Source organism: Quadrisphaera granulorum (genome assembly GCF_003149145.1).
In the GTDB taxonomy this organism is placed as follows: Bacteria; Actinomycetota; Actinomycetes; order Actinomycetales; family Quadrisphaeraceae; genus Quadrisphaera; species Quadrisphaera granulorum.
On record NZ_QGDQ01000015.1, the window covers coordinates 41,226 to 67,134 of the forward strand.

17 protein-coding genes and 1 pseudogene are annotated in these 25,909 nt (G+C 74.5%); 15 read left to right on the forward strand and 3 right to left on the reverse strand.

What is annotated here, in order from left to right:
* Window positions 1-83 precede the first annotated feature (83 nt).
* From BXY45_RS12635 to BXY45_RS12645, 3 genes are all read left to right on the forward strand, one after another.
* Window positions 84-1,346: a glycosyltransferase gene (locus BXY45_RS12635; RefSeq protein ID WP_109774926.1), complete on the forward strand. Its 1,263-nt coding sequence runs from the start codon at window positions 84-86 to the stop codon at window positions 1,344-1,346.
* Window positions 1,347-1,348: 2 nt separating this feature from the next.
* Window positions 1,349-2,389, forward strand: coding sequence for a glycosyltransferase (locus BXY45_RS12640; RefSeq protein ID WP_146211184.1), 1,041 nt, complete (start codon window positions 1,349-1,351; stop codon window positions 2,387-2,389).
* 164 nt (window positions 2,390-2,553) lie between these two features.
* Window positions 2,554-3,876: a lipopolysaccharide biosynthesis protein gene (locus tag BXY45_RS12645; RefSeq protein WP_109774877.1), complete on the forward strand. Its 1,323-nt coding sequence runs from the start codon at window positions 2,554-2,556 to the stop codon at window positions 3,874-3,876.
* A gap of 225 nt (window positions 3,877-4,101) precedes the next feature.
* On the opposite strand, the gene BXY45_RS22910 is transcribed toward BXY45_RS12645, so the two are convergent.
* Window positions 4,102-5,232: a PRC-barrel domain-containing protein gene (locus BXY45_RS22910; protein ID WP_119700380.1), complete on the reverse strand. Its 1,131-nt coding sequence runs from the start codon at window positions 5,230-5,232 to the stop codon at window positions 4,102-4,104.
* A 135-nt stretch (window positions 5,233-5,367) separates the two neighbouring features.
* Here BXY45_RS22910 and BXY45_RS12655 point away from each other — a divergent pair, with 135 nt between their 5' ends.
* From BXY45_RS12655 to BXY45_RS12670, 4 genes are all read left to right on the forward strand, one after another.
* The gene (locus BXY45_RS12655) at window positions 5,368-6,621 is read left to right on the forward strand and encodes a glycoside hydrolase family 3 N-terminal domain-containing protein (RefSeq protein ID WP_109774878.1); all 1,254 of its coding nucleotides are present in this window, start codon (window positions 5,368-5,370) and stop codon (window positions 6,619-6,621) included.
* Between the two features lie 42 nt (window positions 6,622-6,663).
* The gene (locus BXY45_RS12660) at window positions 6,664-8,808 is read left to right on the forward strand and encodes a DUF6541 family protein (protein WP_109774879.1); all 2,145 of its coding nucleotides are present in this window, start codon (window positions 6,664-6,666) and stop codon (window positions 8,806-8,808) included.
* Between the two features lie 35 nt (window positions 8,809-8,843).
* A complete protein-coding gene (locus BXY45_RS12665) occupies window positions 8,844-9,998 on the forward strand; it encodes a hypothetical protein (RefSeq protein ID WP_109774880.1) in 1,155 nt (384 codons plus the stop codon).
* Between the two features lie 104 nt (window positions 9,999-10,102).
* Complete coding sequence (locus tag BXY45_RS12670) at window positions 10,103-12,295, forward strand: DUF6541 family protein (protein ID WP_146211185.1); 2,193 nt, start codon at window positions 10,103-10,105, stop codon at window positions 12,293-12,295.
* A 123-nt stretch (window positions 12,296-12,418) separates the two neighbouring features.
* Here BXY45_RS12670 and BXY45_RS12675 read toward each other — a convergent pair whose 3' ends face one another.
* The gene (locus BXY45_RS12675; RefSeq protein WP_245961789.1) at window positions 12,419-13,789 is read right to left on the reverse strand and encodes a DUF1501 domain-containing protein; all 1,371 of its coding nucleotides are present in this window, start codon (window positions 13,787-13,789) and stop codon (window positions 12,419-12,421) included.
* On the reverse strand, window positions 13,789-15,273 hold the full coding sequence (locus BXY45_RS12680; protein ID WP_170131484.1) for a DUF1800 domain-containing protein: 1,485 nt from the start codon (window positions 15,271-15,273) through the stop codon (window positions 13,789-13,791). Before BXY45_RS12680 ends, BXY45_RS12675 begins: the two co-directional genes overlap by 1 nt.
* 160 nt (window positions 15,274-15,433) lie before the next feature.
* Here BXY45_RS12680 and BXY45_RS12685 point away from each other — a divergent pair, with 160 nt between their 5' ends.
* The 8 genes and pseudogenes from BXY45_RS12685 (at window position 15,434) to BXY45_RS12725 (ending at window position 25,723) form a co-directional block, all read left to right on the forward strand.
* Window positions 15,434-16,486 carry a cell wall-binding repeat-containing protein gene (locus BXY45_RS12685; protein ID WP_170131485.1) on the forward strand — a complete coding sequence of 351 codons (1,053 nt, stop codon included), beginning with the start codon at window positions 15,434-15,436 and terminating at the stop codon, window positions 16,484-16,486.
* A gap of 369 nt (window positions 16,487-16,855) precedes the next feature.
* A pseudogene (locus BXY45_RS24720) lies at window positions 16,856-17,086 on the forward strand (helix-turn-helix domain-containing protein); the annotation flags it as partial.
* A 939-nt stretch (window positions 17,087-18,025) separates the two neighbouring features.
* Window positions 18,026-20,176, forward strand: a complete 2,151-nt coding sequence (locus tag BXY45_RS12700; protein WP_170131486.1) for an HNH endonuclease signature motif containing protein — start codon at window positions 18,026-18,028, stop codon at window positions 20,174-20,176.
* A 308-nt stretch (window positions 20,177-20,484) separates the two neighbouring features.
* The gene (locus BXY45_RS12705; protein ID WP_109774928.1) at window positions 20,485-21,462 is read left to right on the forward strand and encodes a glycosyltransferase; all 978 of its coding nucleotides are present in this window, start codon (window positions 20,485-20,487) and stop codon (window positions 21,460-21,462) included.
* Window positions 21,459-22,385 carry a glycosyltransferase gene (locus BXY45_RS12710; protein ID WP_109774885.1) on the forward strand — a complete coding sequence of 309 codons (927 nt, stop codon included), beginning with the start codon at window positions 21,459-21,461 and terminating at the stop codon, window positions 22,383-22,385. Before BXY45_RS12705 ends, BXY45_RS12710 begins: the two co-directional genes overlap by 4 nt.
* A gap of 172 nt (window positions 22,386-22,557) precedes the next feature.
* The gene (locus tag BXY45_RS12715) at window positions 22,558-23,001 is read left to right on the forward strand and encodes a hypothetical protein (protein WP_109774886.1); all 444 of its coding nucleotides are present in this window, start codon (window positions 22,558-22,560) and stop codon (window positions 22,999-23,001) included.
* Window positions 23,002-23,036: 35 nt separating this feature from the next.
* The gene (locus tag BXY45_RS12720; RefSeq protein ID WP_109774887.1) at window positions 23,037-25,100 is read left to right on the forward strand and encodes a sensor histidine kinase; all 2,064 of its coding nucleotides are present in this window, start codon (window positions 23,037-23,039) and stop codon (window positions 25,098-25,100) included.
* Window positions 25,097-25,723 carry a response regulator transcription factor gene (locus BXY45_RS12725; protein WP_109774888.1) on the forward strand — a complete coding sequence of 209 codons (627 nt, stop codon included), beginning with the start codon at window positions 25,097-25,099 and terminating at the stop codon, window positions 25,721-25,723. The genes BXY45_RS12720 and BXY45_RS12725 overlap by 4 nt, the downstream gene beginning before the upstream one ends.
* The last annotated feature ends 186 nt before the right edge of the window (window positions 25,724-25,909 follow it).

The following is a 25,909-nucleotide window of genomic DNA, read 5'->3' on the forward strand; positions in this document are numbered from 1 at the left end:
TGACGTGCCGTGCCGATATGCCGCGTTTGAGCCTGGAGCCCATGCGCGCGGTTCGGGCCTCAGCGGGTGCGTACGGTGCGGGGGTGCACACGGTCGTCGTCACCCGGGCCTTCGCCCCCGAGCCCGCGGCGGCCGCCTGGCGCCAGGCGGCGCTGGCGCGTGCGCTCGCCAGCGCCGGTCATCGGGTCGAGGTGCTCACCTCCCGACCCCCCTCCGGCGCGACCGAACAGCCGACGCAGCAGCCCCATCAGCAGCCAGAACATCAGGACGACGACGGTCTGCTCGTCCGACGCTGGCCCGTGCTCCGCGATGCCAGCGGCAACGTCCGCGGCTACGTCCAGTACGCGAGCTTCGATGTCCCTGCCGGGCTACGGCTCGCGCGGCGCGTGCTGGGGCCGCGCGGGGGGAGGCCCGACGTCGTCGTCGTCGAACCCCCACCCACCACGGGCCTCGTCGTGCGGCTGGTGTGCGGGCTGCGGCGCGTCCCGTACGTCTACTACGCGGCCGACCTGCTCTCCCTGGCCGCCGCCGAGGCCGGCTTGCCGGGCCCGGCGCTGTGGCTGCTCACCGCACTGGAGGGGTGGGTACTGCGCGGCGCGGCGCGTGTCATGACCGTGGACGAGGGGTACGCCGCGCGGGTGCGGGCGCTCGGGGTGCCCGCGGAGCGTGTGGTGGTGGTCGGTACCGGCGTCGACACCGACCAGCTGCGCCCGCCGGACCCGGGGGATCTGGAGGATCGGGCTGCGGGGGACGACGACGGCGACGGCGCTGGCCAAGCACCGCCGGCCTTCGTCTACGCGGGCACGATGTCGGAAGTACAGGGCGCCGGCGTGCTCGTGGACGCCCTGGCCCGCGTGCTGCCGGAGCACCCCGGCGCGCGGGCCGTGTTCTACGGGGGCGGGGTGCAGGCTGCGGAGCTGTCGGCGCGCGCCGAGCGGCTGGCGCCCGGGCGCATCGACTTCCCGGGGCTGGTGCCGCCGTCGGTGATCGCGCGGGCCACCGCCACCGCGCGTGCGGGCCTGGCCAGTCAGCGACCCGACACCGCCTACGCCTTCGCGTTCCTCGTCAAGCCGCTGGCCGCCACTGCGTGCGGGGCGCCCGTCGTGTACGCCGGCGCGGGCCCGTTCGCGCAGCTCGTGGGGGAGCACCGGCTCGGGTGGGCGGTGCCGTGGGACGTCGACGCCGTCGCGGGGGCGCTGCGTGAAGCGCTCGAACGGCCTGCGCCGACAGCGGCCGAGCGGGCGCGGCTGGTGGCGTGGACCCGCGAGCACCACTCGCTGCGCGCTGTCGCCGCGCGGGCCACCGCGGCCGTCGAGGCCGCCGCCGCCCCCCCTCCCCGGCCGTGATCATGGGCAGTCGGCCACCTGCTGCGGTCTTCGTGCTCTCCCAGGCCACGCCGCTGCGGGGCATGGAGCGGGCGGCGGCGGACGTCGTCGAGACTCTGCGGGCGGAGGGCTTCGAGGTCTCGCTGCACGCGCTCGTCGCTGACCCGCGCCCGGGTCGCGCGGGCAGGCTGCGCGACCTCGCGGCGGCGTTCCTCGCAGCGCGCCGGCTGGTGCGTCAACCCGGTCCGCCGCTCGTGCTCGTGGGGATCTGGGTGGGGCTGCGGGTGCTGCCGTTCCGGCGCCCGCGCGACCGCCAGGTCATCGCCTGGGAGCACTCCCTCACGCGGGAGCGGCGCGCGGCGTTGCGGTCGTTCGACGTGGTCGCGCGCCTCGTGCTGCCGATGTACGCGCGGCGCGCCCGCGCGGTGGTGGCCGTCAGCGCGGCGGTGGAGGCGGCGCTGGCGGAGCAGCCGGGGGTGGCGGCGCGCGTCGTCGTCGTCCCCAACCCGGTGGAGGCGGGGGGCGTGGTGCGGCGGGAGCCGCAGCCGCGGGGTGACGGCGGCCGGCTGCTGTACGTGGGCGGGCTGGAGCCGCTGAAGAACCCCGAGCTGGCGCTCGAGGCGCTGGCGCTGCTGCCCGGCGTGCGGCTCGACGTGGCCGGCGGGGGACCGCGGTTGCCGGCGATGCGCGTGCTGGCCGCGCGGCTCGGCGTCGCCGACAGGGTCACCTGGCACGGGCACACCGACCGCGTGCCGGAGCTGCTGGCGGAGTGCGATGTGGTGGTGCACACCTCGCGGTCGGAGACCTTCGGGTACGCGCTGCTGGAGGCGGCTGCGGCGCACCGGCCGGTGGTGGCAGCGGCCACGGAGCAGGCCCGCCACCTCGTGCCGAACCTCGTGCCTGGGACGACGACGACGGCGGCCGCGCCCGTGCTCGCCGCCGCCGTGCGGGCCATGCTCGCCGCGCCGCCGACGCCGGAGGCCTTCGCGGCGGCGGACGCCGCGCGGGCGCGGGCCTACGGGCGGTCGGCCCTGGTGGATGGCTGGCGTTCCGTCCTCACCTGACCGCCCCCTCCATGATCATGGGCGTCACGCACAACACCGAGCGTGATCATGGGTGGTCGCGGAGACCGTGCCATCCGCCCGGCATGCCGATGTGTGCGCAGAGTCCATGATCACGGGGGCAAAGTGGACATGCGGAGGTGGCGCGCGCCGTAGCGTCGTGAGGCGTGGCAGCAGCAGACGTCGAGGCGCCCGCGGCGGACGGCCGCGCCGTCGACGGCACCACCACCGGCCTGCGGCGCAGCAGCGCCAGCATGCTGCTCGGCCACGGCGGGCGGGCCGCGTTCGCCGGGTTGACGTTCCTGCTGGTGGCGCGCGAGCTGGAGCCCGCCGGCCTCGGCGCCGTCAGTGCGGTCACCGCAGCCGCCACGCTGGCCCTGCCGTTCGCGTCGCTCGGCGCCGTGCACCTGCTCGTGCGCTCCGCGGTGCGAACGCCCGAACGCCTGGCCGCCGGCTTCGCCGGCGCGACCGTTGTCACCACGGTCGGTGGCCTCCTCGCGACGGTGCTGGCAGCCCTCGTCTGCGCGCTAGTGGTGCCGTCGTTGCCGCTCGGTGTTGTGGTGGCGCTGCTCGTCGCCGACCTCGTCGGATCCGCCCTGCTCGAGCTGGCAGCCGGCGTGCAGGTTGCCCGAGGGCGCGCGATGGCTGCAGCGCAGGCGCAGCTGCTCTTCCACGGCCTGCGGCTTGCCGCGGCTGTGGCGCTGGTGCTCACGCCGGTCGGGCTCACCGTGGCCGGCTGGGCGGGCGCGTATCTGGCGACGTCGCTGGTGGGGGCGGCGGTCGCCGTCGTCGTCGTGAGGATCCAGGTGGGACGCGGTGCCTCCGGCCTCGCGGGCCTGGCTGACGAGGTGCGTGCCGTGCTGGAGCAGTGGCGCGACGGCTTCCACTTCTCCGTGGGGCTCGGCGCGCAGGCGCTCTACAACGACCTCGACAAGCTCATGCTCACCCGCCTCGGCTCCGAAGCCGCGAACGGCGCGTACACCGTGGCGTACCGCCTGGTGGACATGGCGCTCGTGCCGCTGCGTGCCGTGCTGGCGGCGGCCTACCCGCGGTTCTTCGCGGCGGGGGCGGCAGGCGGGACAGCCGGGCTGCGGTCAGCGGTCGGGCTCGCGCGGAGCATCGCGCCGACCACGGTCGCCTGGTGCGCCCTCGCGTCCGTGGCGCTGCTCGCGGGGGCAGGCCTGGTACCGGTGCTGCTCGGGGCGGAGTACGAGCCCGCGGTCGGAGCGCTGCGGTGGCTGGCGCTGCTGCCGCTGCTCAAAGTGGCGCACTACCTCGCCGCTGACGCCCTCACCGGCGCCGGCCAGCAGCGCGTCCGTAGCGCCTGGCAGCTGGGCGTGGCGGTGGGCAACGGAGTGCTCAACCTGTGGCTGATCCCGGCGTACGGGCTGGCCGGAGCGGTGGCGGCCAGCCTGATCTGCGACGGCGTGCTCGCCATCGCGCTGTGGGGCGTGGTGTGGGGCCGGCTGCGGCGCGTCCCCGCCGCCTGACCCGTCCGTCCTGCGTCCCGTCGGACATGCAGAAGTGCTTCACATGGCCTCTGCCGATCCTCGACGGCGACTTCTGCATGCCCGACGGGACGCTCGGGCGTGCACTCGGACGTGCAGAACCCCGCCGAAGGCGGCTCTGGAGCCTACCCGGCGGGGTTCTGCACGTTCGGCGCCATGCGTCCGGGCGGGCCCGGACGGCTCAGCGGGTGAGAACGGTCGGAACGGTCAGCGCAGCGTGCTGCCGTCCTTCTGGGCCGCGAGGCGCTCGGCCTCCTCGGCGGGCACCTCGATGATGTCCTCCCGCTTCACCAGCACCCACTGGCTGAGCCGCGGCTTGCGGTGGGTGTCGGTTGATCGGTCGGTGTCGGTCGACGACGACGAGCGGCCCGCCGCGTAGCCGCCTGCGGCGCCCGCGGCCGCACCCGCGCCCGCGGCCAGCGGGGTGGACCCGAGGCCGGAGGGGGAGCGGTCGTCGCGGCGGCCGATGTCCTCGCCGTCGGCGAAGCGGTCGTCGCGAGCGGTGGTGGTGTCCGTCCCCGCGCGGTGGTCGTTGCGGACGTCCTCCCGGTGGTCACCGCGGTATCCGTCGCGCACGTCGTCGCGCCGCTCGTCACGGTGGCTCGCGGCCGCAGCGGCGAGGCCGCCGAGACCCGCACCGGCGGCGCCGCCGGCGACGGCTGTGCCTGCGCCGTGCCCCCGGTCGTCGCGGAAGTCGTCGCGGCGGGCGTCGTCCCTGAAGCCTTCGCGGCGGGCGTCGTCGCCGTCGAGCTTGTCCTTGATCTTGTCGACGAAGCCGCGGTCGTCGTCGCGGCGGTCGTTCCGCGGGTCGTCGGCGTAGCCGGCCGGGCGGTCGTCGGCGTAGCCGGCCGGGCGGTCGTCGCGGAAGTCGTCGCGGCCTTCCTCGTGGCGCCCGGCCGCAGTGCCCAGCCCTGCACCAGCGCCCGCTGCTGCCACTCCGGGGTGGTCGCGGTCGCGGTCACGGTCGAAGCCCTGGGCGTTCCTGTCGTCGCGGGCGTCGTACGCGGCAGAGTCGGCCGGCCCGGTGTTGTTCACGCCGTAGTACTCGAAGAGGCGGTCTTCCTCGGAGATGTCGAGGTGGCCCTCGCTGTCCACGCGGGGCGCGTCCTTGACCTTCGCCTTGTCGAAGGGGACCTGCAGGTCGTCTCCGTGGAACTCCGCCTGCGCCAGCGGCACGAACGACTCCGATGTCCCGAACAGGCCCGTCTGCACGGTGACCCACTCCGGGCGTCCGGTCTGGTCGTCGCGGTAGACCGCGCCTGCCTTGCCGATCTTCTCTCCGTCAGCGCCGTAGACGGCGGCTCCCGGAATGCGCTCCACTTCCGCATCGGTGATCATGGTCGCTCCTTGTGATCGACGACAGCGCGCCCCAGTGCGCGCCGGCGCTCGATTACCCCGTCGTGCCCGTCTCACACACTGCGTGGCCAACTGCTCGGCGCGGCGCCCGCGCGTCGGCGGGTAGCGTCGCGGTCGATGGCACGAGCGACTCCCGTCCGCCGCTCCCGCGTCGCTTCGGTCCTGCCGCCGCTCGCGGCGCTTCTCGTACTTCTGACCCTTGGTGGTTGCTCCGCGCCGTCCAGCGCCCAGCCCGGCGGAGGGGGCGAAGCACCGGCGGCAGCTACGGACGCGGCCACGGGGACGACGAAGGCCAGCCCGTCGCCGTCGCCGTCCCCGGTCGACCCCGACGTCGCCGCCGCCGAGCGGGCACTGGCGCGCCTCGACGCGCGGGCGCGCGCCGCGCAGCTGCTCGTCGTGGGCGTCCCTCTGGACGACCTCGCCCGCGGCGACGCGCTGCTCACCGAAACCCCGTACGGCGGCGTGTTCCTCGCCGGTCGCTCGCAGGCGGCCGCCGCCGACGTGGGCGCGGTCACCACCCGCTGGACCGACGCCGCGCGCCAGGCCGGCCAACCGGCGCCGTGGGTGGCCGCCGACCAGGAGGGCGGCGCCGTCCAGACCTTCACCGGCCCCGGCTTCGCCGACCTGCCGACCGCTCGCAGCCAGGGCCAACAGGACCCGGCTGCCGTACGCGAGCTGGCCCGCGGCATCGGGGCGTCGCTGAGGACGGCGGGCGTCACGCTCGACCTGGCGCCTGTGGCCGACGTCGTCCCCGCCGGCACGGCGCGCTCCAACGAGCCGATCGGCAGGCACGGCCGCCAGTACGGCGCGACCGCTGCCGAGGTCAACGACGACGCGGCCGCCGTCATCGCGGGTCTGGGAGAGGCGGGTGTCGTCGCGACGGTGAAGCACTTCCCCGGGCTGGGCAGGGTCACCGGCAACACCGATACCTCCGCTGACGTCCGCGACACGACGACCACCGCCGACGACGCCGACGTCGCCCTCTTCGGCGAGCTGGCGGCGTTGCCGCAGCGGCCGTTCGTCATGACGTCGTCGGCGGTGTACGAGCAGATCGACCCCAGCGCGCCCGCGGTGTTCTCGCCCGCCGTGGTCACCGACCTGCTGCGCGACCGGCTGGGTGTCGATGGCGTGGTCATCTCCGACGACCTGGGCCGCGCCAAGGCCGTCACCGCGGTGCCTGTCGCGGAGCGCGCCACGCGCTTCGTCGAGGCCGGCGGCACGCTCGTGCTGACCGTCGACGCCGCGGTCGCGCCGACCATGCTGAGCGCCCTGACCGACCGGGCCGCCGCCGACCCGGCGTTCGCCGCGCGCGTCGACGAGGCCGCCCTCGTGGCACTCGTGGCGAAATCGCGCGCCGGCCTTCTCCCCTGACACGGTCAGCGGTGCTGCGGAATCCGACCGTGCTGGATCAGCGTGCTCGATGAGCTCGGCCCCGCTGGTGCGCCGGGCGTGCTCCTGCTGGCCGCCGCGGTGCTGTGGGCGCCGGGTGCGCTGCTCGGCCGGGCGCTCGGCCTGCGACGCCGATGGGCGCTCGCGGGCGCGCCGGCGCTGACGTGGGGCGTGGTGGCCATCGGAGCGGTGGCCGTGCCGCGCGCCGGACTGCGGTGGGGGCCGACGACGGCGCTCGGCGTGCTGGCGATGGCCGTGGTGGTCGCGCTGCTGCTCCGGCGGCTCCCCTTGCGGCGCGCAGCCGCAGTGTCAGGCCGTCGAGGCCGAAGACGGCCTCCTGAACCTGACACTGCCCGACAACCTGACACTGCGGGTGGACCTGCGCTGTTCGTCCCGGCGCTGGGCTGCGTCCTGGCAGCGGTCGTCGTGGTGGGTGTCGCGTGGCGTGCGGGGCACCGCCTCGGCTCGATCGCGCAGACCTGGGACGCCGTCTACCACGCCAACCTCACGACCTTCATCGCCACCACCGGCGACAGCGACCCCGTGAGCGCGCCCAGCGCCCTGGCCAGCGCCGGGTGGCGCGACGTGCACACCTACTACCCCGACGCCCTCCACGCGGCGGCCGCCCTCGTGGTGCGGCTCACGGGCGCCGGCTCGGCGGCGGTGCTCGACGTCGTCGCGGCGCTCGTGGCGGGCGCGGTGCTGCCCGTCGCCGTCGGTGCGCTGGCGGGGGCGCTCGCCCCCACCCGCCGCAGCGTCGCCGCGGGGGTCGGGGCCGCGGTTTCGGTGCTGCCGGTGGCGGCGCCGTGGGACCAGTGGTGGCGCGGCGTGTGGAGCTACGGCGCGGCGCTGGCCACGGGGGTGCTCGTCGTGGCACTGGCCGTCAGGGCGCTGGAGGGCCGCCTGGTGCCGCACCGGCCGGTGTCCGCGGCGGTTGCGGTGGTGGTGGCGACGGCGGGGGTCGCCGGGCTGCAGCCGGCCGGTGTCGTCCTCGCCGGGGTCCTCGTGCTCGGGTGGGCGCTCGCACGGCTTGCCCTCGCACCGCTCCCGCCTGCCCATCGGCGGACGGCTCTGGGGACGGCGGTGGCGGGCACGCTGCTGCTGCCGCCCCTGGTGCTCGCGCTCGCGCGCTGGTCACCGGCGCTCGGGAGCCTGGCCGCCTACGACTACACGAGCCGTCCGGCCACGGCCGACGGCCTGCGCGACACCCTGGAGTCTGTGCTCGGCGGCGTGCGGCGCGTCAGCCCCGGCTACGGCTTCGGGCTGCCGCCGCAGGGCGGGCAGTGGCTGCTCGCGGCCGTGGTGCTGGTCGCCGTCGTCGTCCTCCTGACCTCCCGCGCCGCCGCCTGGTTGGCCATCGTGTGGGTGTTGGCGCTGGCCGCCGCCGTCGCGACCGTCGTCCCGGTCGCGCCCCTCATCGGAGGCCTGCTCGGGGGATCGGTCGGGGGAGCTGTCGGGACGGCGGCCGCCGACGCCCTGCGCTCGGTGACGTTGTTCTTCTACAACGCGCCGTTCCGCCTCATGGCCGTGCTCGGGGTGGTCGGCGCGGTGGTCGTGGGGGTCGCCGCGGCTCGATGCACCGATCTCGTGGCTCGTGTGCTCGCCCGGTGGCCACTGCCCGGCACCGGGCCCGCGCGGCTCGTCGCCGTCCTGCTCTCCGGGGTTCTCGCCCTCGTCGTCGCGGCCGCTGCCGTCTCCAGCACCGCGGGGCTCGCCGCACCGCGTCTGGCCGCCGGGTACGCCCCGCGCGTCACCGGGCCCGACCAGCTCGCCGTCATGGACCAGCTTGCGCGCCAGCTGCGCGACGACCCGCTGCCCGCGGGAGCCACGGTGGCCGCTGACCCCGTCGACGGGTCCGCGTGGTTGTACGCCCGCCACGACGTGCCGGTGCTGTTCCGCCACTACAGCGCCGGCCCCCTCACGCCGCCCGCGCAGCTCCTGCTCCAGAGCCTGCGCGACGTCGACACCGACGCGGACGTCCGCCAGGCCCTGCGCGACCTTCGGGTCTGCTACGTCTACTCCAGCGGGGTGTCCGTCTACGACTCCTCGGCACCCGCCCCCGGCTTCACCGACCTCGACGGGGTCGCAGCGCTGGAGCCGGTGGCGCGCGCGGGCAGCGCCGCGGCCTACCGGGTGCTCGTGCCGGGCACGCCCTGCGCCCCGTCCTGAGGTCGGTGTTCACCTGAGGGCCCTACAGTCCGGCCATGGCGCCCGGGCAGCGCGGCGACGCAGCCGGCGACGCCGAACCGCTCGACCTGGACGATCCCCTCGACGACCTCGACTCCCTTGACGACCTCGACGACGAACCTCGGCCGCCGCGGGCCCGGCGGGCCTCCGGAGTGCGGGGTTTGGGGTGGTCGCGCTGGCCGGAGGCCTTCCCGGCGTGGGCGCGTGGGCCTGCCGCCGTCGTCGTCATGGTGCTCACCGCCGGTGCCGTCGGTGCGGTGGCGGGCAGCTCCCACCGCGTCGCCCTCGACCAGCGCACGGCCCTGGAACAGGCGCTGACCGTCGGCTACGCCTTCGCGTCGACCGGCGAGCCGCACGCCGGGACCATCGCCGGTGACGTGCATCTCGCGCTGGTCAACCACAGCGCGGATCAGCTGGCCGTGCGCTTGCAGGGCCTGTCGCTCCCGCATCAGGGCACATCGGAACCGCCGGAGGAGGTGCGGATCGACCCGGGCGCGCTCGTGGCGGCCCCGCTGCCGGTGCGGGTCGACTGCGACGGTGTCCGCAGCGACCCTCACCTGCGCGACGACGGCCTCGACGATCAGGACGACGACGGGAGCGTGATCACGGTCGACCCCGAGACCGGCCTCGTCGTCGGCGCAGCAACGTCAGCGACTTCGACGACCTCGACCGCAGCGCCGTCAGGCCCTACGGTGCTGCTCGCCTCGGTGCGCCCCAGCGCCGGAGGGTCCGCTGTCGACGTCCAGGTGCCTCTCCTCGACTCCGTCGCCGCCCGCATCGAGCAGGAGCTCAACGCCGCGTGCCAGGCGTCGCGTACCAAGGACCTGCAGACCGGTTGGCTGTGGCTCGACGACGGGGCTCTGCGCGTGACCATCGCGGCCAAGGGCACCGGCGGGTCCGTGCGGCTCCAGCTCGACAGCACGGCCGGGCTTGACCCGACGTCCGACCCGCCGCTGCCGCGCGAGCTGAATCCGGGCGAGACCGTCGTCGTCGACATCCGGGTTCGCCCCCGCTGCGTCGTGGTCGGCGACGGTTCGATCAGCCGACTGGACCTGCAGGCGGTGGACTCCGACGGCTCCACCGTGTCGCTGGGGCGGCCGTTCTCCACCACGATCCCCCCGGCGGGGACGGCCCCGTGGCTCGCCCGGCAGGTGGCCCTCGCCTGCGGCTGAGGTACTTCTCGCGCCCTGCTGGCCGACTGCTGGCCAACTGCCGCTCAACTGTGGGCCTGGGCGTTCGGCCTCGCCGAGGGCTGTCGCGTGGCTACGGTCGGTAGGTGGTGGGCTGGTCGGCTGCGGTCGCGCCCGCCGCTGTCGCCGCCGCCGTCCTGGTGGTGCCGGGCCTGCTGGTGGGGCGCGCCGCCGGCCTGCGCGGACTCGTATGGACGGGGGTCGCGCCCGCGCTGTCCACCGGGGTGGTCGCGCTCGGGGCGATCGGCGCTTCGCTGGCGGGATTCCGGTGGGGTCTGCTGGCGCTGGCGCTGGCCACCGCGCTCGCCGTCGCCGTCGCCCTGCCCGTGGGGGTGCTCAGCGGTGCGTTCACGACGCGACGGCCGTCGCCCGGTGCTCGACGGCTGAGCAGCCGCGACGCGGCGGTCGCGCTGTCGGCGCTCGGCGGGCTGGCCGGCGGAGGCCTGCTTGCCGGCCGCCGGCTCATGTCCGCGCTGTGGGATCCGACCGCCGTGTCCCAGAGCTATGACGCGGTGTTCCACCTCAACGCTGTCCGCTGGGTCATCGACACCGGCGACGGCTCCTCGCTGCACCTGGGCCGCCTCACCAACCCGGGCGCCGCGACGTCCTTCTACCCCGCGGCCTGGCACGACGTCGTCTCGCTGGCCGCCATGACCAGTGGAGCCGCCGTCGACGTCTCCACCAACGCCACCGCCCTCGTCGTCGCCTTGGTGGTCTGGCCGTTGGGGTCGGTGGGTCTGGTCCGCGCGGTGCTCGGTCGACGGCCGGTGGCCCTCGCGGCCGCCGGGGCGCTCACTGCAGCGTTCACCAGCCAGCCGATCGCCCCCCTGGAGTGGGGCGTGCTCTACCCGACGTTGCTCACCAACAGCCTGCTGCCCGCACCGCTGGCACTGCTGGTGCTCACCGCCGACCGCACCCGCCCGCTGCGCCGCCGCCTGACGCTGCTGATCGTGGTGGCGGGGACCCTGCCGGGGCTGGCGCTCGCCCAGCCCAGCGGCGGGTTCGCGCTCGTGGCGCTGGCCCTGCCGCTCGGCGCGGCGGTCCTGCTGAGGACGACGACGGCGTGGTGGCGCTCCGGTCAGCGGATCTTCGCGGTGGTGATGCCGGTGCTGGTGCTGGTCGTGGCGGTGCTCGCGTGGCGCGTCGTCGACGGGTCGGCGTCCGTGGTGAGCGCCCGGGCGACCCACTGGGAGCCCAAGGCCACCCTGCCCCAGGCCGTCGAGCAGGCTGTGCTGTTCAGCCACCTGAGCATCCCGAACCCCATCCGGTGGGAGGTGACCCGTCCGCCGCTGTGGATGGCCGCCGCACTGGTGCTCTTCGGGCTGGCGCTGGCGGTGCGGCGGCGGCAGCTGCGGTGGGTCGCCGGGTCACACCTGGTGGCATCCCTGCTGTACGTGTGCGCGTGGGCCGTGCAGTCTCCGCTCACCCAGCGCCTCACCGGCTACTGGTTCAACGATGCGTACCGCGTGGCCGGGCTCACGGTCATCACCGGGTTGGTGCTGGCCAGTGCAGCGCTCTCGCTGGGACCCGCCGCGTTGCGCAGGTCTGTGCGGCGCCTGCAGCAGCTGGTCGAGGGGGCGCGCCGTCCGGCCCGCGACTCCGGACGCCGGGCGGGACCCGCGCCAGGACGAGGGACTGGGCGGCGGGCGGCTTCCGGCCGGCGGCGCGCGGCGCCGAGCCTGCAGCTGATCCCCGCGGACCGCTGGGCAGCCCTCACCACGATGAGCTCTGCGCTCGCGGTGCTCGTGGTGCTGGCCGGGGCGCGCGGCCCCGGGTACGCGGTGACGTACGGCTCCTTGTTCGCCAACTCCGTGGCGAGCGATGACACGCAGTACTCGGACGTGCTCGACGCCCCCGAGCGGGCGATGCTGAACCGGGTGCCTTCCGAGGTGCCGGCCGGGGTGATGGTGGCGGGCAACCCGTGGAACGGGTCCGGGTTCGTCTATGCCATCGCCGACCGGTTGACGCCGTTCCCGCACATGACGTCGACGTTCGACGCGGACCGGGCCCTGGTGGCCCTGCACCTGCGTGACGCCGCCACCGACCCGGAGGTCTGCGCCGCCGTGCAGCGGCTGCACCTGGGGTATGTCCTCGATTTCGGCACCTACTACCTGTGGGGCGGCGACGACCCGGAGGCCGGGCGAGACCGAAAGTACCCGGGCCTGCTCGACCTGGCGACGGCGCCGGGCTTCACGCTGGTCGACGCCCAGGGCCCCGACGTCAAGCTCTACAAGATCGACGCGTGCGGTGCGATCACGCCCGCGCCGTCGTCGTCGTGATCCCCCCCACCCCCTCCTTCCCGCACTTGCCGCGGAAAGTGCGCCATGGGAGCCCTGGGTACCGCACTTGCCGCGGAAAGTGCGGGAAGGGAGGGAGGGGAGGGGTGAGGGAGGACGACGACGTCAGCGAGCGCGGACCAGGCCGAGCGCGCCCGCCGACGAGAAGCCTGGGAACACCTCCGCCAGCGACCCCGCGCCGCACCGCTTCTGCAGCACCTCGCCGATGACGTCGCGGTAGTCGGTGACGCTGGCGACGGCGCCGTCGTCCAGCGCCGACGCCGCCAGCCCGGGCCACTTCCCGTGCACCCGTCCGCCGACCACCCCGCCGCCGAGGGCGAGCATGAGGTTGCCGTGCCCGTGGTCGAGGCCGCCGGAGCCGTTCTCGCCGGCGCGCCGCCCGAACTCGCTGATGGTCAGCACCGTCACGCCGGACATGCGTGCGCCGAGGTCGGTGTCGAACGCCGCCAGCGCCGTCGACAGCTCGGCGAGCTTGTCCTTCATCCACCCGCCGCCGCCCGTGCCGAGGCCGGCGTGCATGTCCCAGTCGCCGGAGTCGACGGCGGCCACCTGCACGCCGATCCCCGCTTTGATCATCCGCGCGATGTCGCGGAGCGACGCGCCGAGGTCGCTGTCGGGGTAGCCGGACCCGGCGGATGTCGTCGCCAGCGTCCCCGAGAGCGTCGCGGCCGCCGCGAGCGCCGCTCGCCCCGACTCGGCGACCGTGGGCGGCCCCTCGGCGTGCAGCGCGGTGTAGGCCTTGGTCCAGCGGGCGCGCTCGACGTCGTTGTTCGGCCCCTTCAACTCGAACCCTTCGAGCTTCTTGAGGGTGAGCTCCGGGGCGGGGCCGGCGAGCAGCGTCGGCGTCTGCGACCCGGTCAACGACACCGCCTGGAACGTGCCCGCCGCGCCGCCGTTGACCGTGCGGGTGCCGAGCGTCCTGTCGAGCCAGCCCGTGCGCAGCGACGTGCCCGGCGCGGCCTTCTCCATGTCCTCCATGGCGGCGAAGTGGCTACGGCTCGCGCCGGGGAGCCCCACGCCGTGCACGGCGCCGAGCCGTCCGGCCTTCCACAGCGGCAACAGCGGCGCCATCGCCGGGTGCAACCCGAACGTGCCGTCCAGCCCCAGCAGCGACGACTGCGGGACGGCGATGCTCGGCCGCAGCCGGTAGTAGTCGGGGTCGCCACCGGGGACGACGGCGGACAGCCCGTCCATGCCGCCGCGCAGGCTGAGCACCACGAGCACGTCACCGGTGTAGCCGGGTGCGGCGAACGCCACCTGCGTGTGCACGTTCTCGGTGGCCACGAGGGTCATCGCGCCGATGCCGAGCGCCTTGAGCAGCGAGCGGCGCGAGAAGCTCCCGGCGTCGCGGCTGGCCGGTCCGTCGGGGCAACCGCAGCCGTCCACCGCGGTGGACGACGACGGTGACGACGACGGCGACGGCAATGACGACGGCGACGGCGCCGCGGCGCGCGGGCGGGGCAGGACGGGGTCCATCAGCGCTCCATGTGGCCGGGCGAGTTGAGGATGGTCGCGACGACGCTGTTCAGCCGCCATCCGACCCACTGGTCGTTGGCTTTCAGCGCGTCACCGGCGCCGTGCTCGGTGAACGCCAGCAGCGCGGCGCGCTCGGTGGTGGTGGGCGCGCGGCCCAGCAGCCGCTGCACCAGCGCGTCGATGAGCCCGCCGAACGTCGTCGGCAGCGGGGAGGGCAGCACGCTGGTGGCGGCGGGGCGGACGAACGTGTTGGGCCACCACCCGTGGGCGATGGCCGTGGTGGCGTTCCAGCGGTTCATCGTCGAGCCCGCCGAGCGCCAGGCCGCGGCCACGTCGGGGTAGCCGTTGGGCGGCGCCCAGGCCAGCGGCCAGTGGCCGACCTCGCGGGTCTGCCAGTACAGGTCGTCGATGCCGCCCCACCCGTCCGGTCCGGGCATCGCGCCGGTCGTCCGCACGGCCGCGAGGAAGCCCTCCAGCGGCCGGCGGGTCTTCTGGCCCGTGGAGGTCCAGAACTCGTCGGAGGTGAACAGCGCCCTCAGCACCGGGACGATCTGCGTGCCGCTGCTGCGGTAGACGCCGGCGAGCCGGGTGACCAGGGACGACGGCGGGGTGTCCGCCACGAAGCGGATCGCGAGCTTGCGCGCGATCGCCGTCGCCGTCGCCGGGTGCCGGGCGAGGTGGCGCAGCAGGTCCGTGGCCACGGCTTCGCCCTCGGCGGCGGAGTGCGCGGGGGTCGACCAGTCGAGCACGGTCGCGGCGGAGGTGTCGTGGCGGTTCGCGTCGTACGTGTAGGTGCCGGTCTTGCTGTCGACCGTCAGACCGGTGAAGACCCGGGCGGCCGCGCGCACCCCGGCTTCGCCGTAGCCCGCGTCGACGCCCACGGTGTGCAGCTCCATGACCTCGCGCGCGTAGTTCTCGTTGGGGGCCTTCTTCGTGGAGGAGGCGTTGTCGAGGTAGCGCAGCATCGCCGGGTGCTTGGCCGAGGCCACGAGCATATCCTCGAAGGAGCCGAGAGCGTGCTGGCGGATGACGGCGGCGTCGTAGTGGTGCCGGTTGTCCCACACGTCGGAGCTGGGGCAGGTGACGTTGAGGTGGTTGGACCAGAAGTCGCAGACCACCTCCAGCAGCTGGCGGCGGCTCCACGTGTACCGCGCGACCGTGAGCATTCCGAGCTCGAACATCGTGTCCCAGTTGCCGAACGTGCCGCTGGAGCGGACCTCGGTGATCGGGCGGCGCACCTTGGTGAAGCGGGCCGCGTAGCCGTCACAGGCGGCGTCGTCGAGACGCGCGGGGTCGAGCTGAGCCTCGAACCACGCCTGCGGGTCGCGTCGCACCTCCTCGACCAGGCCCGGTGCCTCGCCCCAGGTGAGGCGGCGGACGAGGTGACGCACGCCCGCCTCGCCCAGCGGCGTCGGCAGGTGCGCGCCCGGCACGTGGCGCGCCAGGCGCGCGTGGAGCGCGGCGAGCTGAGGGCTGAGCGCCACCGTGCCTCCTTGCCGCGTGCATCGTCCGAGCGTGTTCACCGGCGACGCTAGGTGAGGACATGTGACGATCGGTGCACTTCCGGACGATCCGCGCGCCGCGTCGCCCGTCCGGCCCCGCGACGATCGTCATCAGAGACGATCGTCATCAGAGAGGACGGCTGTGGCTGACCGGATCGGTGGCGACGACCGCTACGCCACCGCCGCGCTCATCGCGACCGAGGTCGTGTCCGTGCTGCGCGCTGCGGGGCAGACCCCCGGCGGCGTGCTGCTCGCCAGCGGGGAGGACGCCTCCGGCGGCATCGACGCCCTCGCCGCCTCCTTCCTCGCGGGGCACCTGCGGGCGCCGCTGCTGCTCACCGCCCGCGGAGCGCTGCCCGCTCCCACGGCGACGGCGCTGCGCGACCTGCTGCCCCGGATCGCTCCCACGCAGGGACCGCCTGCCGTGCACGTCATGGGCGGCACCGCTGTGGTCACTGCCGACGTCGAGCGCGCCGTCGCGGCCCTCGGCGCTCGCGTGGTGCGCGTGGCCGGTGACGACCGGTACGCCACGGCCGCAGCCGCCGCGCGCCTCGGCGCCTCGACGGCCCAGACCTACGCGCTGCTCGGCGGTGGCAGCGGGGGAGCGAAGCGCACCGCGATCCTCGCCAGCGGCACCAACCCCGCCGACGCGCTCTCCGCCGGCCCGCTCGCCTGCGCCGCCGGGGTGCCGCTGCTCCTCACCCAGCGCGACGCGCTGCCCGACGCGACCCGTTCCGCGCTTGCGGAGCTCCAGGTGCGCCAGGTCGTGACCCTCGGCGGACCGGCCGCCATCGCGACGTCGGTGCTCGACGCGCTCGTCGGGCTCGGCCTGTCCGTCCTGCCCGTGCGGGGAGACGACAGGTTCGACACGGCCGCGGTGCTCCTGGCCCTGGCCTGCGCCCCGCAGCTCGACGGCACTGCGAAGGACGACGACGTCGGCGGCTTCGGCATCCCCTTCGACGGCGCCACCACCGGCTACCTGGCCAACGGCGTCCGCTTCCCGGACGCGCTGGCCTGCGGCCCGCTCGCTGGCCTGGCGCGCCGGCCGCTGTTCGTCACGAGCCCGACCGCCCTGGCCGAGGCGACGCGCTCGGTGCTGCCGGGCACGGGCGTGCGGTCGCTGATCGGTGTCGGCCGCTCGGGCGCGCTGCCTGACGCGGTGCTCGACGCCGCCGTCGCCGTCCTGCCCCGGTAGTCGCCGGGCAGCTGCCGGGCATCTGCTGCCCGTGGGCGTGACGCCGGGCGTGCAGAACCCCGCCCGGCACGCTCTCCGGCGCCTCGGTGAGGACTTCCGCACGTCCGTCGTCACAGTCCGATCAGGCTCAGATGCTGCGGAGCAGCTTCGTCGGGCCAGACCGCACCGGCGGGAGAGCCGTCGTGTCGCCGCCCTCGAAGGGGCCGTCGCTGCCGTCGGGCTGGCAGCGACGGAGGCAGCGCCGGCGCCAGCCTCCGCAGCGGTCGGCCCGTCGTCGTCGTCCTCCTCTGCCGAGGTTTCCCCGGAGAGCAGTTCTGGGCACTGGACGAGCTGCGCCGACAGGTCACCGCGCACGACCAGGGTTGGGGAGCGGTGCTGGGCAGTCCCGTGCGGCTGCTGCTGGTGCGGGTGCTGCGCAGCGCCACTGGCTCGGCGACCGCCGCCGAGCTGGCCGACGACGAAGCGCTCGGCACGAGCGGGCAGGTCTACCACCACGTGCGTCAGCTCGTGGCTGCCGGCTGGTTGAGGACGGCGGCGCGCGGCCGCTACGCCGTGCCTGCGGAGCGCGTCGTCCCGCTCCTGGTCGCGCTGGCGCTGGCCGGCGCACACCGCTACCGGTCGTGCGCGCCATGGCAGCGGTCGGCGAGCACCTGGCGCACTGGCGCAAGCTCCACCGACTCACGGTCGAGGAGGTCGCGGACCGAAGCGGGCGTCAGCGGCCGCACGGTGCTGCGACTCGAGGGCGGCTCGGGAGCAACGCTGGAGAACGTCTTGCGGGTGGCTCGTGCACTGGGAGTCCTGGACGAGATCGTCCGTTCGCTGGACCCGTACTCCACGGACGTCGGGCGGGCCCGCGCCGACGAGCAGCTTCCGCGACGCGTGCGCCACCCCCGCAGGCGGGCCGACACGTGAGGGGCGCAGTGGGAGGTGCCCCAGCTGTCGGCGTCGTCGAGTCGATCGGTGGGCGTGACGTCGCCGTCGGAACGCTCTTGCCCCACCGCACTCGCGGGCGAGACTCGGCCAGCTTCGCCTACCGCGCGGAGTTCCTGGCAGACGCAGAGGCTCACGCCCTCGACCCGGCACTGCCGCTGCGCGGTGGCAGACGCCTTCAGGGTCACCAGCGCTGAGGCAGAACGCGTGGCGGGCCAGGTGGCTGAGGCGGTTGCGCAGTGGCGCCTCGTCGCCGCCCGTCACGGGCTGAGTCGGCCTGCGGTGGAGAGCATGGCGCCTGCCTTCTCTGCCCTCGCCGAGGTGCCTCACGCTGACGTCTGAAGCGGAGCCTTCCCCCGTTGCGTCGGTAGGTGTGAGCGCGTCGGTCTGCTTGCCGACGGGCTGAGCAGCGGCTGGTGGCGCTTCTTGACCCTTGGTGAGCGCTCCGGGCTGGACAGGACGGTGGCGGTACGGGCCGCCATTGGACTCGCGAAGTCCGCCGGTGTGATTACTCCGAACGGGTGAACCTCAGATTGCCCGACACGCCGCCCCATGCAGCCACTTCGAACGCCCATCGGACTGTCGGTGGTGCCCCCTAACGTCTCTTCCATGACCTGGACCGGCACCGAAGCGCCCCACGGTGGCGCCGACGACGCCGGCCTGCCCACCAGCGCCCCCACCTCTTCCCCACCTTGGGAAGGGTGGGAGCCCCTGGCCCCCGGCGCCCTGGGCGCCCCCACTGCTCCTGCGAGGCAGGCAGGCGCGGACCCCACCTCACAGTCCGGCCTGTTCGCTGACCTGCCCCCACTGCCCCTGACCGGGCCCCTCGCCGATGCCCTGCACACCACCCGTACCGCCCTGGACGACGCGACCACCGCCGCCTGCTACCTGTCCACCACCGGCGCCCACCAGCGCGTCGAAGCGATTCAGCGGATCGCTGAGGCCCGCGACCTCACCGACGCCGTCCTGCTGCGCCTGCTGGCGACCTTCACGCCCGACGACCTGCGCACCGTCGGCGCCACCAACCTCGTCGACCTGGTGCTGACCCACACCGGCTCCAGCCCCCAACGCGCCAACACCGAAGTCAAACTCGCCGCCGCTCTGACCGCCCCACCCCAGCACCCGCTCACCGAAGCGAATGAGGGTGATCAGGACGACGACGGCGACGCGACCGCCGACTCCGATGCTGACGCTGATCCCGACACGGCCGCTGACAGCGCCGAGGATGCCGCCGGACCCGCAGCAGGACCAGCCGCTGGACTCCCAACTGGGCCGGCGGCGGGCCCGGCAGCGGGGTCCTCCGCCGTCGCCCTCGGACTGCTCGGCGAAGCCCACGCCGCGGGGCGCCTGTCCACCGATGTGGCCTCCCTGGCCCAGCGCACCATCGCCAGCCTTCCCGCCCGCATCCGCCGCGAACACGGCGCCACCGCCGACGCCACCCTCGCCCGATCCCTACCGGGCTTGACTCATGCTCAGGCCGCGATCGTGTGCACCACGTTGGCGCACACGTTGGACCCTGATCGCGCCGACCGCGGTTTCGACCCCGAAGACCTGGACCGGCAGTACTTGAACGTCACCGTCCACGCCGACGGCACCGTGGAGTTCCGCGGCCGGTTGGACCCCGTGGCCGGGGCGGAGTTCAAAGCCGCCATCGACGCCGCCTCCAAACCACTGCCCACGGTCCACGCGCCGGTCGCCCCAATCCAGAGCCCCGACCAGAGCCTCGACCAGATGCCGGGCCAGGAACCTCTCGACGGCCTCGACGCTGACGGCGACCGCGACGGCCGCGCAGGCGGCGGCTTCTCCGGCGACTCGACCAGCACTTCTACCGCCAACGCTGGTGCTACTGGTGGTGGCGCTGGTGCTCCTGCTGGTGGTGCTCCTGCTGGCGGTGCCGGTGCTGCTGCTGGTGGTGCTGCGGGCGCGGGCAGTGTGCCGGTGCGTGACCTGCGCCCGGCGCCGCTGCGCCGCGCGCACGCCTTCGCTGAACTGGTCCGCCTGGCCCGCGGCAGCGACGGCACCATCGGTGGGGAAGGTGCCCGCGTCATCGTCACCACCAGCGAGCAGGCTCTGGCGGGGACCCCGGGTGCGGAACCGGGGCACTGCGAGACCACCAACCGGTCGTTGTCGACGGCAGCGCTGCGGATGGTGGCGTGCACCGGGTCCCTGCAGGCGGTGGTGCTCTCCTGTGAAGGCGCCGACGCCAAGGTGCTGGCGTTGGGGCGGGCGGTGCGACTGTTCACCGCCGGTCAGCGCCGGGCGATGCTGGCCCGTGACGGCGGGTGCGCTATCCCAGGCTGCACCGCCCCACCGGGGATGTTAGAGGCCCACCACGTGTGGGAGTGGGCCGCCGGAGGCCTGACCGACGTCGACAGTGGGGTGCTGCTGTGCATCCGCCACCACATCCTGGTCACGTTGGGGGTGTGGGGGGTGCGGATGGTCGACGGCGTGCCGCAGATCCGGCCGCCGCGGGCGGTGGACCCGCTGCAACGGTGGGTGATCAACCCGCGACGGTCCTTACGAGAACAGACGGTGCGGCAGCTCGAGCTGGCGATCCCCGCCCAGGGCAGACGTGCCGGTAGCGGAGCGCGACGGGCAGGTGCTGGTGGTGACCCACCAGGGCCATCGGGACCGCCTCCGCCTTCGCCCCCACAACATCAACATCAACATCGTGATCCGTCCGACATCGCCGACCCTGATGTCGGGGTCGACGCGGGATGCCCGGACATCTCCTCTCGCCACGGCACGTGTGAGTGCTGAGGTGCGCTGCGACCTGCTGCTCAGCCGGCCGCCGGTCAGCGCTGCCCAGCGGCGCCTCCGTCCGAGAGCGGGCCGGCCCGCGTCATGCCGAGTCACGGGCTACCTGGTGCAGACAGCTCGCTCGCTCGCGATGAGAGCTCAAGGTCGACAGGAATCGACGGTCCCTCGCGTCCGTCCGGATCTCGACCGGTCACGTCTCGACCGTTCCGAGAGGATCTGCCCGTCGGCGCCGTCAGAAGGCCCCGGTGATCCGGCGCGGGAGATCGAGTGTCCGTGCCGCTCCGCGGGGCGCCGTCTACGGTGGGCTCGTGTCAGCTCAGCTCCGCGTCGTCGCCGTCGTGGTCGCGCACAACAGGCGCGAACTGCTCCTGGCCTGCCTGAGGGCGCTGGCGACGCAGAAGCGCCCGGTCGACCTCGTCGTCGTCGTCGACAACGCCTCTCACGACGGGTCCGCTGATGCTGCGGTGCGTCTCGCGCACGAGCTCGACCTGCCGCTCGACGCGGTCCGGCTTGCCCGCAACACCGGCGGGGCCGGTGGCTTCGCTGCTGGCCTCGCGCGCGCTGTGGCCGGTCACGCGGCCGACCGCGTGTGGCTCATGGACGACGACACCATCCCCTCGCCCACGGCCCTGGGGGAGCTGCTCGCCGTCGACGAGCGCTACCAGTGGCTCGGCGGCGCCCGCCCGGCTGTCACCGCGAGTCGCGTCGTGTGGACCGACGGCCGCGACCACCCCATGAACACCCCCCGGCCCCGGCCGCTGGCCCGCACGGTGGACAAGCGGCTGTCCGCGCGGGCCGGTGCGGTGCCGGTGCGGTCGTCGTCGTTCGTGTCGATGCTCGTCGACGCGTCCGCCGTCCGCCGTCACGGCCTGCCCGTGGCCGACTACTTCCTCTGGAACGACGACTTCGAGTACTCCACCCGCCTCCTGCGACACGGCGTGGGGCTGTACGTGCCCACCTCCGTGGTGGAGCACCGCACGAAGACCTTCGGCTCCACCGACGCCGACCCCGGCGAGCGGTTCCGCTGGGAGGTCCGCAACAAGATCTGGATGTTCACGCGCTCCGGTGGTCTTGCCTGGTGGGAGAAGCTTCTCTACGGCGGCTCCAGCGTGCGCCGGTGGGTGCGGACGTTCCAGCGGTCGCAGGCGCCGGAGGTGCTGTGGGCGGCGGTGCGTGCCGGTGTCCGTGAGGCGCTGAAGCCGCCGCGCACCACCGCGCAGGTGCTCTCCGGGCTCGGGCCGGTCAGCGACCAGGCGGCCGGCCTGGAGGCCGGCACCTGGCGATGACCTCCCCGTCCCCCCAGCAGCCACCCCAGCCGTTCTCCCTGCTGCTCCCGGTCTACCGCCGCGACAGCCCCGCCTTCCTGCGCCGCGCGTTCGCGTCGGCCACGCACGAGCAGACCCGGCCGCCGGCCGAGGTCGTGCTCGTGCGCGACGGCCCCGTGCCCGACGAGCTGGCCGCCCTCCTCGACGAGCTCACCGCCACCTCGAGCGTGCCGGTGGTGCGCGTCGACCTGCCCGTCAACCGCGGCCTCGCCGTGGCGCTGGAGGCGGGCCTCGCGCGCTGCACCCACGAGATCGTGGCCCGGATGGACGCCGACGACGTCTCCCTCCCGCACCGCTTCGCCGTGCAGCTGCCGCTGCTCGACGGCGAGGTCGACACCTGCGACGTGGTCGGCTCGGCCCTGGAGGAGTTCTCCGGTGGCCCGTCGGACCAGGACGCTCACGATGATCAGGACGACGACGACGGCGCGTCCGGCGCAGGCGAGACCACGCTCGCGGTGCGCACGCCCCCGGCCGGACACGACGCCATCGCCGTCCGCGCCCGTTTCCACAGCCCGTTCAACCACCCCACGGTGGTGTACCGCCGCTCCGCGGTGGCGCGCGCCGGCGGCTACCGCGACCTGCCGCTCCTCGAGGACTACTGGCTCTTCACCCGCATGATCGCCACCGGATCCAAGGCCGCGAACGTGCAGGAGCCGCTGGTCCGCTACCGCGTGGGCGCCGGGGCGTACGCGCGCCGCGGGGGGCTGCGGCTGCTGCGCAGCGAGCTGGAGCTGCAGCGCCACCTGCTGGCGGAGGGCTTCACGACGCCGGCGCAGTTCGCGCGGAACGTGGTGGTGCGCGGCGGCTACCGGGCGGTGCCGCAGGGGCTGCGGCGCCTGGCGTACCGCGCGGTGTTCACGCGCCGCCCGCCGTCGTCGTCCTGATCCACCGGCCTCTCCACGACGATCAAGGAAGCTGCGCACGCGACGGTCGGGGCAGGTCCGGGATGATCTCCCGGACGTGCCGGGATGCTTCACCCTGTTCGGCCGGCCCACCCGCCCCTACCGTCGTCAGCGCGGCGGAAAGCGCCCTTGACCTGCGGCGGAAGGCGATGCGATGCGAACGTGGGTACTGGGTCTATGGCTGTGCATCGTCGGGCCGTTCATCGGCGTGGTCGCCGTCGGAGGGCCGGGCGGTGGCGTCGTCGACCACCTGCTCCAGCACGTGGTGATGATCGCGCTCGGTGTGGTCTCCTTGTGGGTGATCTCTCGCCTCCGCAGGGCTACTCCGTCACAGACCGTGACGATGACCGCCGGGGTGCTCTTCGTCGTGCAGGTGCTGTTCCTCATCGGCAACCTCGGTGAGTCGGTCGCCGTGGTGAGGCAAGGGGGCTTCGGGGTGGGCGAGGTTGCCTTCGAGGACCCGGTGCACGAGTTCTTCTCCTACATCACACCGTTGTCCTTCTTGGTCGCGGTGCTGCTGGTGGTGGTCGTCAGCGTCGAGGCTGCCGTCGTCGGACTGCGCGCCCGCTCGAAGGTCGCGGTCGCCGGGGACCGCTGACCCGGCAACCTGCCTGCGAGCTGTCTGCGCACCCCGTGCACGCGAGGATCGACCGGCGCGCCACCGCGTCCGCCGAGCCGATCGGCGCGCCGCGCGCCTGGCGGCTGTGGATCTTCGTGGCGACCGGCGTGGCAGTGGTGCTGTGCGTCTTGCTGCTCCACGCGCAGTGGGAGGCCGTGCTCAGGCCCTGTGCGCCGCCCCGGTGCTGGCCGCCTCAGCTCACGGCGTCGGCCATGGACTCCCTCGCCGACCTCGGTCTGACCCCGCGGGCGTGGGCGACACTCACCCTCACGACCTCCGGTGTGCTCGTCGCCGCGTCGCTGTTCCTCGTGCTGCTGGTGGCTCGGCGTGGGTCGGGGCCGGCCGCCCGGACCATGCCACTCGTGCTGCTCCCCCTGTCGCTGGCGCCGGTGTGGGGGTTCGCCTTCTCGCCGTGGGCCGCGGAGCTGCTCAACGGAGCGAGCACGCTGTCGTTCTTCCTCATGATCGGGCTGTTCCCGGACGGGCGGTTCCGTCCCCGCTGGACGGCGGTCCCCGTCGTCATCGCTGCGGTGTGGGTTGTCGTCACCCGGATCCCGCCGGTCAGCGACGCGGTCGCCCGGGGCGCTGACCCCTGGAGCGTGCTCTACGGGCTGGTGTTCGCCCTTGCCACCGGTGGCGTCGTCGTGTGCCAGGTGGTCCGGTACCGGCGCGGCACCCCCGCCGACCGACGCGCCCTGGCACTCCTCGGCCTCGTGCTGCTGCTGTTCACCGCACCGGGCGCGGCGTTCGCCGTCTATCAGGGCGTGGAGTCCGAGACGGCGGGTATCGGCACCCTGGCCGGCTCCGGGGCGTACCTGTCCTCGAACCTCTTCATCGTGGTCGTGTACGCGGTGATCGCCGTCGCTGCGGTCCGAGACGGCGCCTACGGGGTCCGGCTCACCCTCAACCGGGTGGTGGCCGGGCTGCTCGGCCTCGGGATCGCCGTCACCGGGTACGCCGCGGCCGCTGCGGTCGCCGCCGTGCTGCTCACGGGACGGCTGCTCGGGGGGTGGCTGCCACAGGCGCTCGGCAGCGCCGTGGCCGCACTCGCCCTGTTCCTCGTGTTCCGGCCGATCGCCCGCTGGATCGACCGTCTCGTCTACGGGGACGCCGACGACCCCGACCGGCTCGCGGCCCGGCTCGCGGCGGTGCTCGCCGCGGCGCCTGACAGCCGGACCGTCATCCCCGAGCTGCTCGACGCACTCGCCGAGCGCCTCCAGCTGCCGTGGGTGGCGCTGGACGCACCCGCGGATGCGGGGTCGGGTACGTCGGGTGGGGACGCGGAGGAGTCGGGTGGCGTCCCGGTCGAGCTGGACCCCGGCCGCCCGGGCGCCGCCGTGCTCACCGTCGGGCTCCGCGCCGGGCAGCGCCGGTTGCACCGACGTGACCGCGCCGCAGTGCGGGCCGCCGCGCCGACCCTGCTCTCAGGGCTCGCCGCGGTGCGCCTCACCGACGAGCTGCAGGCCTCGCGCCGCCGGGTGGTCTCGGCGGCCGAGGGGGAGCGTCGTGCCCTGCGTCGGGAGCTCCACGACGGTCTGGGGCCGACGCTCGCCGCCGTGCGGCACCGGGTCGCCGCGGCCCGGGCAGACTCGAGCGACACCGACCCCGGTAGCCATCTGGGCAGGGCGGAGCAGCAGCTCACGGAGTCCGTGGAGACCATCAGGACCCTTGCCCGGCGCCTGCGTCCGCCTGCCCTCGACGAGCACGGGCTGGCGCGCGCGCTGGAGGAGACGGCAAACGACCTCGGGCTCGACGCGGCGGTGAGCGTGACCCCTGAGCCGTTGCCGGACCTGCTGGAGGTTGCCCTCTACCGGATCGCTGTCGAGGCCCTGGCCAACACCGCCCGTCACGCCGCCGCCGACCAGGCGACCGTCCGTGTCGCGGTGCACGGATCTGACGTCGTCCTGGAGGTCACCGACGACGGCGTCGGCATCGGCGGCCGGGCGAGCGGGGTCGGGATCGCCTCGATGCGGGAACGCGCCGCTGAGCTCGGCGGACACCTCACCGTGACGGACGCCGCCGGCGGTGGCACGCTCGTCAGCGCCCGACTTCCCGTCACGAGCGGAGAGACCGGATGAACGAGGTCGTCCGCGTCGCCGTCGTCGACGACCACACCGCGTTTCGCGAGGGCGTCGAGGCCGTCCTCAGCGGGAGGGGCGGGGTGACGATCGTCGGCTCCTACGGCACGGCCGAAGCAGCGCTGCCCGGGCTCGCTGCCGACCCCGCCGACGTCGTGCTCATGGACCTCGGGCTCCCCGGCATCGACGGCATCGAAGCGACCCGCCGGGTCCTGGCCGCGTTCCCCGGCACCAGGGTCCTCGTCCTGTCGATGCTCGACGACACCGCGAGCGTCCGGGACGCCATCGACGCGGGAGCCAGTGGCTACCTCGCCAAGACCGCCGGCCTGGACGAGATCCTCCGCGGCATCCACGCCGTCCACGCCGGTCAGCTGCTGCTCGGGTCCTCGGTCGCTCGCCACCTCAGCGGCCCACGGCCAGCCCCGGAGCATGGCGGCTGGACGCCCCGCGAGCTCCAGGTCCTCGCGCTGCTGGCCGACGCCGCCACCACAGGGCAGATCGCCGAGCGGCTCGGCATCACCCAGAAGACCGTCCGCAACGTCCTGTCGTCGATCTACCCCCGGCTCGGCGTCGAGGACCGCGGCCAGGCCGTGCTCGCGGCGCGGCGCGTGCTCGGCCGCTGACGACTGCGCGGCGCCTGGCGTACCGCACGGTGTTCGCGCGGCGGCCGCCGTCGTCGTCGTCCTGATCCCCACCCCCTTGGCGCACTTTCCTCGGCAAGTGCGTCAAGGGCGCCGCAGGTACCGCACTTTCCGCGGCAAGTGCGAACGATGGGCCGCCGGGGGAGGGGACGAGCCTGGCCAAACGGG